This is a genomic window from Streptomyces sp. NPDC055103, assembly GCF_053607625.1.
In genome coordinates, this window is record NZ_JBSGTX010000012.1 from 25,456 (window position 1) to 38,881 (window position 13,426).

13 protein-coding genes and 1 tRNA gene are annotated in these 13,426 nt (G+C 71.7%); 10 read left to right on the forward strand and 4 right to left on the reverse strand.

What is annotated here, in order from left to right; all coding sequences use genetic code 11:
• Positions 1-37 precede the first annotated feature (37 nt).
• Positions 38-1,237, forward strand: coding sequence for an MBL fold metallo-hydrolase (locus tag ACWFR1_RS10520; RefSeq protein WP_453548825.1), 1,200 nt, complete (start codon positions 38-40; stop codon positions 1,235-1,237).
• Between the two features lie 176 nt (positions 1,238-1,413).
• On the opposite strand, the gene ACWFR1_RS10525 is transcribed toward ACWFR1_RS10520, so the two are convergent.
• Positions 1,414-2,097 carry a bifunctional ornithine acetyltransferase/N-acetylglutamate synthase gene (locus ACWFR1_RS10525; RefSeq protein WP_453548827.1) on the reverse strand — a complete coding sequence of 228 codons (684 nt, stop codon included), beginning with the start codon at positions 2,095-2,097 and terminating at the stop codon, positions 1,414-1,416.
• 39 nt (positions 2,098-2,136) lie between these two features.
• Here ACWFR1_RS10525 and ACWFR1_RS10530 point away from each other — a divergent pair, with 39 nt between their 5' ends.
• Complete coding sequence (locus ACWFR1_RS10530; protein WP_453548829.1) at positions 2,137-2,391, forward strand: enoyl-CoA hydratase-related protein; 255 nt, start codon at positions 2,137-2,139, stop codon at positions 2,389-2,391.
• On the opposite strand, the gene ACWFR1_RS10535 is transcribed toward ACWFR1_RS10530, so the two are convergent.
• Together ACWFR1_RS10535 and ACWFR1_RS10540 are read right to left on the reverse strand one after the other, a co-directional pair.
• Positions 2,349-3,362, reverse strand: coding sequence for an MBL fold metallo-hydrolase (locus ACWFR1_RS10535; protein ID WP_453548832.1), 1,014 nt, complete (start codon positions 3,360-3,362; stop codon positions 2,349-2,351). The genes ACWFR1_RS10530 and ACWFR1_RS10535 overlap by 43 nt on opposite strands.
• A gap of 83 nt (positions 3,363-3,445) precedes the next feature.
• On the reverse strand, positions 3,446-4,438 hold the full coding sequence (locus tag ACWFR1_RS10540) for a serine hydrolase (RefSeq protein WP_453549001.1): 993 nt from the start codon (positions 4,436-4,438) through the stop codon (positions 3,446-3,448).
• A gap of 30 nt (positions 4,439-4,468) precedes the next feature.
• On the opposite strand from ACWFR1_RS10540, the gene ACWFR1_RS10545 reads away from it, so the two are divergent.
• The 6 genes from ACWFR1_RS10545 to ACWFR1_RS10570 all read left to right on the forward strand — a co-directional run bounded on the left by ACWFR1_RS10545 (position 4,469) and on the right by ACWFR1_RS10570 (position 10,027).
• Complete coding sequence (locus tag ACWFR1_RS10545; RefSeq protein WP_453548834.1) at positions 4,469-5,446, forward strand: LysR family transcriptional regulator; 978 nt, start codon at positions 4,469-4,471, stop codon at positions 5,444-5,446.
• A gap of 633 nt (positions 5,447-6,079) precedes the next feature.
• Positions 6,080-8,041: an ATP-binding protein gene (locus ACWFR1_RS10550; protein ID WP_453548837.1), complete on the forward strand. Its 1,962-nt coding sequence runs from the start codon at positions 6,080-6,082 to the stop codon at positions 8,039-8,041.
• A 7-nt stretch (positions 8,042-8,048) separates the two neighbouring features.
• Positions 8,049-8,483, forward strand: coding sequence for a roadblock/LC7 domain-containing protein (locus ACWFR1_RS10555; protein WP_453548839.1), 435 nt, complete (start codon positions 8,049-8,051; stop codon positions 8,481-8,483).
• 2 nt (positions 8,484-8,485) lie between these two features.
• Positions 8,486-8,857, forward strand: coding sequence for a DUF742 domain-containing protein (locus ACWFR1_RS10560; protein ID WP_453548841.1), 372 nt, complete (start codon positions 8,486-8,488; stop codon positions 8,855-8,857).
• Positions 8,835-9,458: a GTP-binding protein gene (locus tag ACWFR1_RS10565; protein ID WP_453548843.1), complete on the forward strand. Its 624-nt coding sequence runs from the start codon at positions 8,835-8,837 to the stop codon at positions 9,456-9,458. Before ACWFR1_RS10560 ends, ACWFR1_RS10565 begins: the two co-directional genes overlap by 23 nt.
• A complete protein-coding gene (locus ACWFR1_RS10570) occupies positions 9,455-10,027 on the forward strand; it encodes a GAF domain-containing protein (RefSeq protein WP_453548845.1) in 573 nt (190 codons plus the stop codon). Before ACWFR1_RS10565 ends, ACWFR1_RS10570 begins: the two co-directional genes overlap by 4 nt.
• 136 nt (positions 10,028-10,163) lie before the next feature.
• On the opposite strand, the gene ACWFR1_RS10575 is transcribed toward ACWFR1_RS10570, so the two are convergent.
• On the reverse strand, positions 10,164-11,372 hold the full coding sequence (locus tag ACWFR1_RS10575) for an acyl-CoA dehydrogenase family protein (protein ID WP_453548847.1): 1,209 nt from the start codon (positions 11,370-11,372) through the stop codon (positions 10,164-10,166).
• A 579-nt stretch (positions 11,373-11,951) separates the two neighbouring features.
• On the opposite strand from ACWFR1_RS10575, the gene ACWFR1_RS10580 reads away from it, so the two are divergent.
• Positions 11,952-12,025, forward strand: a tRNA-Pro gene (locus ACWFR1_RS10580).
• A 504-nt stretch (positions 12,026-12,529) separates the two neighbouring features.
• Positions 12,530-13,234 carry an IclR family transcriptional regulator gene (locus ACWFR1_RS10585; RefSeq protein WP_453548849.1) on the forward strand — a complete coding sequence of 235 codons (705 nt, stop codon included), beginning with the start codon at positions 12,530-12,532 and terminating at the stop codon, positions 13,232-13,234.
• Positions 13,235-13,426 lie beyond the last annotated feature (192 nt).

Consider the following 13,426-nt stretch of genomic DNA (forward strand, 5'->3'; position numbering starts at 1 on the left):
CCCATAATGGAACGACCCCCAGAGATCAGGAGGTCCTGTGACCGGTACCGGCTCCGACCGTTCGCCACGCACCCGGCTGCGCGCGCTGCGCCCCGAGTCCTTCGGCGCGGACCCCGCGGGCGAGCGCCTCGCCCGTATCCGCCGTTCGCCGAACTTCGCGGACGGGATCTTCCAGAACCCCGAACCGGCCCGCCGCGGGCCCTCGGGCTCCACGCTGGAGTTCGCCAAGATCTACTTCGAGAAGGAAGGGCGCGCGCGCCGAGCCCCCACCGGCACGATCCCCGTCCATCCCACCACCGTCGCGGACCTGGCCAAGGCGCCGGTCACCGGCCTGCGCCTCACCTGGATGGGGCACTCCGGCGTCCTCGCCGAGATCGACGGGTGCCGGGTCCTCTTCGACCCGGTCTGGGGAGACCGCTGCTCGCCGTTCCCCTTCGCCGGTCCCAAGCGGCTCCACCCCGTGCCCGCGCCCCTCGCCGCGCTCGGGCCGGTCGACGTCGTCGTGATCTCGCACGACCACTACGACCACCTCGACCTGCCGACGATCAAGGCGCTCGCCGCCACCGAGACCGTCTTCGCGGTGCCGCTCGGCGTCGGCGCGCACCTGGAGCGCTGGGGTGTGGCCCCGTCCCGCCTCCGCGAGCTGGACTGGACCGAGTCCGCCGAGATCGGCGGGCTGCGGCTCACGGCCACCCCGGCCCGCCACTTCTGCGGCCGGGGCATCCGCAACCGCCAGCACACGCTCTGGGCGTCCTGGGCCGTCCAGGGCCCCGAACACCGGATCTTCCACAGCGGGGACACCGGCTACTTCTCCGGATTCAAGGAGATCGGCGCCGCGCACGGCCCCTTCGACGCCACCATGATCCAGATCGGCGCCTACTCGGAGTTCTGGACCGACATCCACATGACTCCGGAGGAGGGCATGCGGGCCCATCTGGACCTCCAGGGGGGCGCGGCGGCCGGTGTGATGCTGCCGATCCACTGGGGCACGTTCAACCTCGCCCCGCACGCGTGGGCCGAGCCGGGGGAGTGGACGGGCGACGCGGCCGCGGAGGCCGGCCAGGCGGTGGCGTTCCCCAGGCCCGGTGAGCCGTTCGAGCCTGCGGGGAAGGTGCCCGGGGAGCCGTGGTGGCGGTCCGTGTCCGGACCGATCGCACGTCCGTGGCGCCGCCCCCCGCGTACCGAGATCGCGGCCGAGACGCGGAGCGACGACCTCGACCTCGCGGGCGAGCGGTGACGTCGGCCGGGGGGTGACTCGCCGAGGCCGTCCGGATGCCGGAGCGTCTTCCCGCTGAAGGGCGTGATCGTGTGCTGCGGGCGGCTACCGCGCACCGCCCCGGCTCCGGCGTGCCGGAGCCGGGGCGGTCAGGCGTCGACGGGCCGTGAGGGGGGTGGTCGGCGTTGAACGGGCCGTCAGGTGGTGTAGTCGGCGTTGATCCGGACGTAGCCGTCGCTCAGGTCGCAGCCCCAGACCCTGGCCCGTGCGGTGCCGGTGACCAGCGAGACGTGGATGAGCACCTCGTCGGCGGCCATGATCCCGGTCAGCCGCTCCAGGTCCGGCGCGGCCTCGGGGTAGACCTCCAGATCACCGAAGTGGATCACCACCTGGTCCGGGTCGATGCCGGTGCCGTCCTTGCACTTGCCGACGGCCATCGCGATCCGGCCCCAGCTCGGGTCGGAGCCGTGCACGGCGGTCTTCACCAGCGGCGAGTTGACGATCGCCTTGGCGACCCGGCGGGCCTGGGCCTCGTCCCGTGCCTCGTCGACCACCACCTCGATCAGCTTGGTGGCACCCTCACCGTCCCGGGCCACCTGCCTGGTCAAGTCCTCCGCGACCACCTCCTCGGCGTCCCGCCGCCCGCGCTCGCCGTTGGCCACGTTGGCGTTCTCCGAGACGGTGACGACGGCGCGGGCCGCGCCCTCGGCCACGTGCTCGCGGCTGAGCAGCACGCTCGGCCCGGCGAACCGGGACTGGGTGAACACCGCCGCAGCGGTACACGGGTGCTCGGACGCCACCACCGAGAAGTCCCTGGAATCGTCCTTGACGCCGAGATTCGCGACGAAAGTGCGGAATCCGATGGGGTTCAGCTCTGACACGGGAATTCTCCGGCTGACCTCTTCGTCTCCTGTCTCGGTGTGAACAAACCGCTGGTCGCCGCGATCGACGGATACGCGATCGGCCTGGGCCTGGAGAGCGCCCTGACCGCGGATTTCCGCATCGCCTCGGACACGGCGAAGCTCCGCATGCGCCTACGCGGTCCCCGCGCCGTCCGGAGCGGCCCGGACGGCGACGGGTCCGCACTACGCCACCACCGCGCGCGGCGTCGGGACGTCCCCGGACCCCTCGGTCAGAGTCTCGGCCGCATGTCGCCGCCGTACGTGGTGCGGTAGTCCGGGACGACGATCCGGCTCGTCGGGGACTCCTGGTGGACCTGGGTGACGAATCCGTCCAGGTCCATCGCCGGGTCGCGGCGCGGGGGCTCGCTCAGCGGCTCCTCGAAGTTGTCCCAGTGGACGGGCACGACGACGCCGGGATGGTCCAGTGCCCGCAGCAGCCGGGGCACGTAGCGGGAGGTGGCGGCGCTGGACGGCACCGCGACCATCGCGAGGTCGGGGCTCAGCCCCCGCACGGCCCGCTCGGAGAAGTCGCTGGCGCCCATCAGGAACGCCGAAGGGCCGCCGCTCCCCGCCGTCACCTGGAAGGCGAGGGTGTCGCCCTCCGGCAGGTCGGAGATGGTGCTCGGGGCCGCCGCGGGCGGCGCGTTCAGCGTGCCCGGGGCGAAGTAGGAGTGCCGCTTGTTCCGGCTGTGCAGGCTCGACACGACCTCGACGGTGATCCCGCCGAAGTCCAGTACCTCGCCGCCCTTCACCACCGAGATCTGTCCCGGGTCGACGCCGAACCCGACCAGGAGATGGAACGTGGTCTCCGTGCCGACGACCCGGGCGCCGGTGGACCTGGCGATGTGGGGCACATCCGCGATGTGATCCCAGTGGGAGTGGCTGACCAGAACGATCTCGGGGTTCCCTATGTGCTCCCGTACGAGATCGGGGTCGGACTCCAGCTGTGTGTCCGGCCTGAAGCCCCCGTCGAACAGACCGGTCTTGAACCGGGTGACGTACGGGTCGAAGAGCACCGTCCGGCCGTCGACGTCGATGCGCCAGCCGGAGGTGCCCAGCCAGCGGAAGGAGGCCGAAGCGGCCGTCGAGGACCCGGTGGTGACCGTGTCGGATGCGGTGGCCGCGGAGGCGGTGGCGGGGAGCAAGGGGGTGGCCGCGCCGAGCACGGCGCCGCGCAGCACCGTACGCCGGCCGAATCCCTGGACGCGCCGCTTCGGGCGCTGTGCGTCTGTGTCGTCGTTCATGGCGTCAGGAGATCAGGACGCGACCTCCGCCGTCCAAGATCAAAATCAGGGAATCCTCATATGCGGATGCGTATGAGTGCACGTCAGAGGCCTCTACCGCGGAGAAAGTCCACGGCGATCCTGGCCGCTGCGCCGATCGCCGAGTCCACCGCCGTACGCGAGGCGGTCAGCTCCCGCGTAGTGGCGAAGACGGACACCGCGTAGCGACCGCCGTCGGGATACCGGACGACACCCGCCTCCATGTGCAGCCCGGGCAGGGTTCCGGTCTTCGCCGCGACCGTCACCTCGTCGGGGAACCCCGACACCAGCCGGTGGCGGAAGATCTGGCGGCCCATCAGTTCCCGCACCTGAGCACAGGCTTCCGGCGGACCCGCCTCGTCACGCCAGACCATGCGCAGCAGCCGGGTGATCTCACGGGGCGTGGAGGCGTTGGTCCGTCGCGGATCCAGCACGCTCAGCCGTCTCTTGCGATCGTCCGGCAGAGCCGGGTACCGGCGCGCGAACTCCGCCTCGTCCCGTGCGCCGACCTCGGCGAGCATCGAGTCCAGTACATCGCGGGGACCACCCATGATCCGGGTACGGGCCAGCCCGAGCTCCCCGGCGAGGAGACGCACCGTGTCCAGGCCGACCCGGGCGAGGAGCAGATCCGCGGCCGAGTTGTCACTCACCGACATCGCGAAGAACGCCAGATCGCGCAGCGACAGATCGACGTCGTCCGCGCAGCCGGCGGTGCCCCAGCCGCCGAGCCGGTCGGCCGCCGTGACCCGCACCCGCTCACGGGGATCGAGCTGACCGGCGGCCACCTGCCGGGCGAACTCCAGGACCAGCAGCACCTTGAAGACCGAGGCGATCACGACGGGCTCGTCCGCACCGACGGCCACCTCGGCGTTGCCCGTTCCGGGGCCGACGGCCACGTCCGCGTTGTCTGCCCAAGCGGCGCCGGCCACGTCCGCCTTGCCCGCCCCCGCGCCGACGGCCGTCTCCTCGGCCTCCGGCCCTCCGTCCACCGGGACGGCGTGCAGCAACCCCTCCGCACCCGCCCCCGCGAAGACCTCGCGGATCCGCTCCTCGACCATCGGTTCACCCCTCACGTAAGGTCCCTGGCTGTGGATCTCCTCCGCCACCTGCGCATCTTCGTCGTCGTCGCCGACGAGCTGCACTTCAGCCGGGCCGCCGACCAGCTTGGCATGGCCCAGCCACCCCTCAGTCAGGCGGTACGCAGACTGGAGAAGGAGCTCGGCGCCGAACTGTTCGACCGATCGCACCGCCAGGTCAGGCTGACCGCCGCAGGCATGGTGCTGCTGGACGAGGCCCGCGAACTCCTGGCCCGTGAGGAGCGGTTACGAACGCTGGCCCGCCGGGCCGGGGACGGCGGCCTGGGCGCCCTGCGCGCGGGCGTTCCGCCCGACACGACGGTCGCCATGCTGTCCACGCTGCTCTCGGCCTGCGCGGAGCACTCCCCGGGCCTGACCGTCGATCTCCAGGAGATCACCACCGAGGAACAGCTGCGACTGCTCGCCTCGGGTGGACTCGACGTCGGCCTCGTCCACCAGCCCGTGGACGACACCGGACTCCACCTCGGCCCGGAGGTGTGCGCGGAACTCGGCGTCGTCCTGCCCCGTACCTCACCGCTGGCCCGGCTCCCCGAGGTCGCGCTCGCCGATCTGTCCGGCCACGACCTCGTGCTCTTCCCCCGCGCCCAGGCCCCCGGCTGGTACGACCGGGTCCTCGACACCTGCCGCGCCGAGGGCTTCGTGCCCGGCCGGCTCCGGCATGCCTCCAACCCCGAGTTCCTGCTGGCCCTCGTCCACGCGGGTCACGGCGTCGCCTTCGACCAGGGGCCGGTCGCCCGCAAGGAGCCCCGTGTCGTCTGGCGGCCGCTGGCGGGCCGGCCCCTGGTCCAGCGGACGACGGGGGCCTGGCCCGCCGGCCGGTCCGCCCACCCCGCGGCTCCTCACTTCGCGGAGCTCGCGGCCGCCGTGTTCGCCCGCGACCGCACGGCGATCCTGCGCCGCGACGACGGCCCCCGCCCACCGGACGGGCCACCCCGGCCCTGGTCCGTGGTCTACGACGAGCCGAGCTGACGCCCCCCGGCCGCGCAGCCTGTCGCCCGCCCCTGGTGGGTGGCTGGGAAGGTTCCGGTCTTACCGACGGTCACGGGTGGAGCTTCCCGGTATGCGGTGCGAACGTGAATCCGGGTACCGGTCGGGCGCCTGGGGACTCCGGCGCGGGCGCCGGCCGAGGGGCGCCGGAGGGCGCGTCCGTGACGTGGTGCGTGAGCGGACCGGCCGGTCCCCGCCTCCTCCGGGGGATTCCGGTGGGGAACGATTTTCGCAGAGGGCGGGGGGCGTGCGAGCGCCTCCGCCCTCTTCCGTTCCCGCCGCGCCACGGCCCGACGGCGGTGAGGCGTCGACTTTCGGCCATGTGGTTCTCGGCCTGTCGTGCGAAGGGCGATACCAGACCGGGCCGCTCTACGGGTAAGTTTGCCAACTGCGCACCGCACATGAACGGTTGACGACTACAGTGTGTGGTTGGTGATCATCGGTAGGCTCATCGCACCTCGCAGTACCCCCTGTTCGACACCCCCGGCACGACACCCCTGCCCGACACCTCCGCACCACCCCTGTACGACCGTCTGAAGCACCCCCTCAGCCCACCCTTCCAGTCCCCCTGTTCCCCGCAGTACGCCGATTCCTGGGCACGTACCAAGGACACTCATGTCTCAACTTCGCGCACCCGCCTCGCGGTCCGATCGACGCGAGGGCGGGCGGCACGGCCGGTCGGGCGCCCGCTCAGCCCCCGGCACCCCCGGCACCCCCAGTACCCCCCCGGCGCAGCCGTCCGCGCCGCTCCCGACGGAAGCCCGCATACGCCCCCAACTCCTGCGCACCTCCGTGCTCCCCGCCGTCGCGGTGGCACTGGGCGGCGCGGCGGCCGTCCTCTTCACCATCCGCTCCACGGGAGCCAGCCCCACGCCCGGCCTCTGGGCCGCGCTGACCGGCGCGGCCGCCCTCACCGTCGCCTCCGTGACCGCCGCGGCGCTCGGTGCCGACCGGGCCGCCAAGGCGGTCCTGGACCGCTGCAACGCCCTGCGCCGCTCCAGCGCCCGCGGTCAGAGCGAACTGCGTACGGTCGTCGAGCAGCTGCGCAGGGGAGAGGGGCTCCCGCCCCGCCCCGCGATGCCGTCCGGCCCCGCGACCGGTGACGAGTTCGACCTGCTGTCCCAGGAGTTGAACCGCTCGCACGAGGCCGCCGTGGCAGCCGTCGTACAGGCGTCCCGACTCTCCAGCAGCGTCGGCAACGAACAGAAGGTCGAGGTCTTCGTCAACCTCGCCCGGCGCCTGCAGTCCCTCGTCCACCGCGAGATCCAGCTCCTCGACGAGCTGGAGAACGAGGTCGAGGACCCGGAGCTGCTCAAGGGCCTGTTCCACGTCGACCACCTGGCGACCCGCATCCGCCGGCACGCCGAGAACCTCGCCGTGCTCGGTGGCGCTATCTCCCGCCGCCAGTGGTCGAACCCGGTCACCATGACCGAGGTGCTCCGCTCCTCGATCGCCGAGGTCGAGCAGTACCCGCGGGTGAAGCTCGTCCCGCCGATCGACGGTACGCTCCGGGGCCATGCCGTGGCCGACGTCATCCACCTCCTCGCCGAACTCGTCGAGAACGCGACGCTGTTCTCCGCCCCGCACACCACGGTGCTGCTGCGCGCCCAGTACGTCACGGCCGGCCTGGCGATCGAGGTCGAGGACCGCGGACTGGGCATGCCCGTCACCGAGCAGAACAAGATGAACGCCCTGCTCTCCGATCCCGATCAGGTCAACGTCGCGCATCTGCTCCAGGACGGCCGCATCGGCCTCTTCGTCGTCTCGGCGCTCGCGCGCCGGCACGGCATCGCCGTACGGCTCCAGTCGAACATCTACGGCGGCGTCCAGGCCGTCCTCGTGCTGCCGCAGGGCCTCCTCGGCGCCGACCCCGAGGGCCTGGCACAGCACGAGCGCCAGGCCGCCGCGGCCGTCGGCTCCCCGGCGGTCCCGCCCAACCAGGTGCAGATCCAGCCCCAGCCCCCGACGCAGGAGCCGGTCCACGCCCCCGAGCCGGTGCACGCTCCGGCGCCGGTCCAGGTCCCGGCCCACACCGAGGTCCCGGCCCACGCCGCCGTCCACCACTCCGACCGGCACGAAGGCCACTACGAGGGCCGCCACTCGGTCCCGGCCACCGACCGGATGCCGGCGCACGCCCAGGCCTCCGCGCCGACGGCCGTGTCCGCGCCTTCCCCGGAGCGGGCCGCCGCCCGCCACGAGGAGACCTCGCTGTCCGACCCGCTCGCGTACTCCCGTACGAGCACGCATCCGGGCGGCCACCTCAACGGCCACCCGGACGCCGGTCCCACCCCCGCGATACCGGCACAGTCGGCCGGCGCCGGGCACCAGGCCCCCCTGCTGCCCCCCGCGCCCACGTCCTCCAGGGCCGAGCCCACCGGCCGGCCCCTCCTCCCGAAGCGGCGCGCCCAGGAGCACCTCGTCCCGCAGCTGCGCGACGAGCCGGCGGCCCGCAAGCCCGAGGAGCACGCCCTGCACGACCCCGGTCTGATGGCCGCGTTCCAGCGCGGAATCGGCCTCGCCGAATCCCAGCCCGCCCCCCACGAACCGCTGCGTCCAGGCGACGCGCACAAGGAGTAGATGCACCATGGCGAGCAATGTGCCGAACGGCCATTCCTCGGATCTCGACTGGCTGCTGAGCGGACTGGTCCAGCGGGTCCCGTACACCCGCAACGCCGTTCTGCTCTCCTCCGACGGCCTCGTGAAATCCGTCCACGGCCTCGACCCCGACGCCGCCGACCACATGGCGGCCCTGGCCTCAGGTCTGTACTCGCTCGGCCGGAGCGCGGGCGCGCGCTTCGGGGACGGCGGCGAGGTCCGCCAGGTGGTCGTGGAGCTCGACTCCACCCTCCTGTTCGTCTCCACCGCGGGCTCGGGCACCTGCCTGGCCGTCCTCGCCGGGCGCGAGGCCGACGCCGCCGTCCTCGGCTACGAGATGGCGATGCTCGTCAAGAGCGTCCGGCCGTACCTGATCACGCCGGCCCGTCAGACGGCCGGCGCGGCCGGTGGCATCGGGCAGTGAACATGACGTCCCATCAGGAAGGGCCCTGGCTCGACGACGCGGCAGGCCGGCTGATCCGGCCGTACACCGTGAGCGGCGGCCGGACCAAGCCCAGCACCACGCTGGACCTGCTTTCGATGGTGATGGCGACCGGTTCGATCCCGCAGGCCCACATGGGCCCCGAGCACAGCCTGGCCCTCGGGCTGTGCGACGGGCCCACCTCGGTGGCCGAGATCGCGGCGCACTTACGGCTGCCGGCCGTCGTCACCAAGGTCCTGCTCTCCGACCTCGTGGACTGTGGGGCGCTCACCGCCAGGGCCCCCCGGTTCCACGCCACCCCAACCGACCGTTCCTTGCTGGAGGCAGTGCTCGATGGCCTACGACAACGGCTCTGAGCGCCACGAGAGTTCCGCGACCGACCCCTTCCCCACCGCGCTCAAGATCCTCGTGGCGGGTGGGTTCGGCGTGGGCAAGACGACCTTCGTGGGCGCGGTCAGCGAGATCGAACCGCTCAGCACCGAGGAGCTGCTGACCTCGGTCAGCGCGGCCACCGACAGCCTGGAGGGCGTGGAGTCCAAGACCACGACCACCGTGGCCATGGACTTCGGACGCATGACGCTCGACGACCGCCATGTGCTCTATCTGTTCGGCACCCCCGGGCAGGAGCGCTTCTGGTTCATGTGGGACGAGCTCTCCGAGGGAGCGCTCGGTGCGGTCGTCCTCGCCGACACCCGCAGGCTCCAGGAGTGTTTCTCCGCCGTGGACTTCTTCGAGCGGCGGGGCATCCAGTTCGTCGTGGCGGTCAACGAGTTCGACGGCGCCTACCGCTACGAGCCGGACGAGGTACGGGCCGCGCTCGACCTCAAGCCGGAGGTGCCGGTCGTCGTGTGCGACGCCCGGATCTCCAGCTCCGGCATCCGTACCCTGCTGACCCTCGTCCAGCATCTGCTCACCACCATCCCGGCCGCCGTGCCGAGCTTCGGAGCCACGCCATGACCTACGACCCGACCGGTCATCTCCTGCTGACACCCATCGACAAGGACGCGCCCGCGCGCGTGCAGCGGCTCCGCGAACTCGGGCTCGGGGAGCGTCCGGACCCGGCGTTCGACGAGTTCGCCCACCGGCTCGCGGACGTGACCGGGGCTCCGTTCTCCATGGTCAACTTCATCGACGAGAACCGGCAGTTCTTCGCGGGGCTGCACACCCCGGAGGGCACCCACTCGGGCAGCGACCTGGGCGCGGCCGCCGCGGGCTCCGGTGGCGTCGGCCGTTACATGGACCGGGACCACGGCTACTGCCCGCACGTCGTCGTGCGGCGCAAGGCGCTCGTCCTGGAGGACGTCTGCGACTACCCGCGCTTCGCGGGGAACCCCGTCGTGGACGAGATCGGGATCCGCTCCTACATGGGAGCGCCGCTGATCGACCGTACCGGTGTCGCGCTGGGCACCATCTGCGTGGTCGACACCGACGTCCGGCCGTGGGGGCGCGCCGGCCTGGAGACCATCAAGGCCATGGCGGCGGAGCTGATGGAGCAGATCCACCGCCGCGAGGGCGGCATGTTCTGACCGGCACCGCCGGGAGGACGGCCGGGGCCCCGGTACGGCGTGTGTCGCCGTACCGGGGCCCCGGCCGTATCCGTGCTGGGTCAGGCGTGTTCGGTCAGGCGTGTTGGGTCGGGCGGGTGCGGTCGGGGTTGTGCGGTCAGGCGTGCGCCGGTTCGAGCTCCGGGGTGCGGACCAGATCGGAGAGCCGCTCCGACCAACTTCCCTTGTCCTGGCCGAGGGCGACCTCGGCCAGCCGCAGGAGCTGGACGTCGGACGTGCCGGCCGGGGCGAAGATGTGGTGCGCGTCCCGGAGGTACCGCTCGATGGCCCGGTCCGTGAACAGACCGGCGGCGGCGTGGATCTCCATGGCGTTGCGGCCGGAGTCGATCGCCGACTCGACGTTGACGAGCTTCGCGTTCATCAGCTCGGCGTCGCAGGACATGCCTTGGTCGAGCAGGTGCACGGCGTGGTAAGCGGAGAGCCGGGCCGTCATCAGCCGGGACTGCATCTGCCCCAGCTTCAGCTTCACCGTGGGCAGGTCGTGGAGCGGCTTGCCGTAGCGGATGCGCTCGGAGGCGAACCGGGTCGTCTCCTCCAGGATCGCCTGGTGGATGCCGAGCGACACGGCGGTGAGGTTGGCCCGCCCGTACAGGACGCTGGAGGAGTACGCGACGGAGAGGCCGTCGCCCTCGTCGCCGAGGCGGTTGGCGGCCGGGACGCGGCAGTTCTCGAAGATCAGCTCGCCGAAACTGAAGCCGTGGAGTCCCATCGCAGGCTGTTGCGGACCGGTCCTGAACCCTGGGCGATCGGATTCGACCAGGAAGGCGGTGAGTCCCTTCGAGCCGGGACCGGTCCTGACCACGACGCCGTGCAGGTCGCCGACGTGGCTGTTGCCGACGTAGACCTTGCTGCCGTTGAGGATGTAGTCGTCGCCGTCCCGGACCGCGCTGGCGCTCATGCCGAGGACGTGACCGCCGGACTCCGGTTCGGTGACCGCGATGGTCGGCAGGCACTCACCCGCTGCGACGGCCGGAAGCCAGGTCTTGCGCTGCTCGTCGCTGCCGAAGTGCACGATCTTGGCGGTGCCCAGCTGCGACGCCTGGACCATGGCGCCCATGGCCCCGCTGACCCGGGAGAGCTCCTCGATGATGATGGTTTTGGCCAGGTGGCCGGCGCCCATGCCGCCGTACTCCTGGCTGATTGTCGCGCCCAGCCAGCCCTGCTCGGCGATGAGCCGGGAGAGCTCGTGGTGCACCGTCCGGGATGCTTCCATCTCGGCTATCCGTGGCCGAACCTCACGCTCTGCGAAGTCCCGGACCGTCTCCCTGAGCTGATGATGCAGTCGACTGCTGAAGTAGCCGTCCATTCGAGTCCTCCCCTGCGAAACGCCTGCCGGCCTGGTCGACCGGGCAGGTGGTGCATCGGCAGTGGTCCCGTCCCGAACAGGCCGACCTCTTCATGGTGTTGATCTTTCCGGGACGGAGCAATATCGCCACGACTTTTGTCCGAAACAGGAGCTGTTGACGATTGGATGTGACTGTGTTTCGTGTGGTGTTGGCCCCCTTACGCCGATCCGGAGTCCATTCCCCGTGGTCATGTTTCTGCCACATGCCAAAGGCATCGGATCCGGGGGCATATGGCGATGAGCCTCCCGAGGTCACCACATGAGCCCCTTCGTCACCATAGGAGCGGCATTCCGGAACCTGACCGACACCGCCCCCGCCCCGAGAACACGGGCCTCGCCCCCGCCCTCCCTACTCCAGGGGGCCCCGCCACAGGCGTACGGGCGCACGGGAGGGCGTACGGAGGCGTTACGGAGAGTGAGCGTCACGCCCCCGGCGTGCGCCCTCGCCCGGGCGCCGGAAAGGGTTCGTGACCACCGCGCAAAGTGCGGTATTGTTCTGGTGCGCGTCCAGCCAGGGGAAACCCCAGGTCAGACGGGCATCGGGACGTGGCGCAGCTTGGTAGCGCACTTGACTGGGGGTCAAGGGGTCGCAGGTTCAAATCCTGTCGTCCCGACTCGAAAGAGTCGCAGATCAGGGGCCGTTTCAGAGAGATCTGAAACGGCCTCTGACTCGTTTTTGGGGACCAGTTGGGGACCAGCGCACTTGACCGGCCGGAGCGCACCTTGACCCGGTCAACGCGCGCTCCGCAGCCGGCCGGGACTGACGGCGGCGGTACAGCCCCTCCGGTGATGCGACGCCGCATGGCGGGATGCATGCGGGAATGCGCCGCCTTTCGCGGGATTGGTGTCCTCGAATTCGTCGGCGGGTGTGCAGCGCAGGACGCCGCGGACCGCCCCTGGGCACGATGTCCGCGGCCGCGTGATGGACGACTGCGGCCGGATCGCTCCGCGCTCGCACACGACCTCGTCGCCCACGGCCGCAAGGAGGCCAGACACGGACTGCCCCGAGGCGCGACCGGTACATCCTCCCGTGGAGCGATTTGTCGAGACATCAGGTCTGACGCATCGTTACCCTGCATTCGGGGCCGTTCTGGCGCGGGTGGGATCGCAGGGGGGATGTGGACGTACACAGAGCCGGCGGCGCGGGTGGACGGGGCCGGGGGGTGCTGGAGGGGGCCTTCGCCCTGCTGGAGTGCCTGCGGTCGTACGCGGACGGTGCCGGGGTCACCGAACTGGCGCGGTCAGCCGGGGTTCCCAAGGGCACCGCGCACCGCTTGCTGGACCAACTCGTGGCCGCCGGAGCCGTCGAGCGGCACGAGAGGCGTTACCGGGTCGGCGCGCAGCTCTACTGGCTGGGCCAGGCCTGGGAACCGTACCCCGGCCTGCGGGCCGCGGCCCGGCTGCCCCTGCACCGCCTGCGTGCCATGACGGGAGCCACAACGGTCCTGACCGTCATGCGGGAGGAGCGGGCCCTGATCATCGGCTCGGTGCCCGGCCAGGTGGAACCGGTCCTCCCGGTACGCGACGGGATCGCGTTCGACCTGGACACGGCGGCCGGCAAGGCCCTGCGCGGCCCGGTGCGCCCGGGGGCCGTCCTCGACCGGGAGGGCGTGGTCGCCGGGGTGTCCTGCGCGGCGCTGCCCATACGCACGCCGGACGGCAGGACGGTGGCGTCACTCGCCGCCGTGGTGCCGTCGGGGCGGCGCCTCGAACCTCTCGCGGAATCGGTCGCCGAGGCCGCCGCAGCCGTCACACGCGCCTTGGCGGCGGGAGTCCCTCCGACGACCTCCGTGGCGCTGTTCCACCCAGCGGAACGCGTGTAGAACCCCGGCGAACGGTCCGGCACAGTGGTGACGTGCCGGGGGCATGTGTGCGGGCGCCGAATCGCCCGCCCTTCCGTCGCGCCCGCTCCATGCCCCGCGCACCACGCCGGTGGCGCCGGCGCGGTGCGGTCGGTGGCGTCGGTGACGAGGCATGTCGCCCGTTCGGGGACGTGGGTGGGGGAGCGGGGAGGG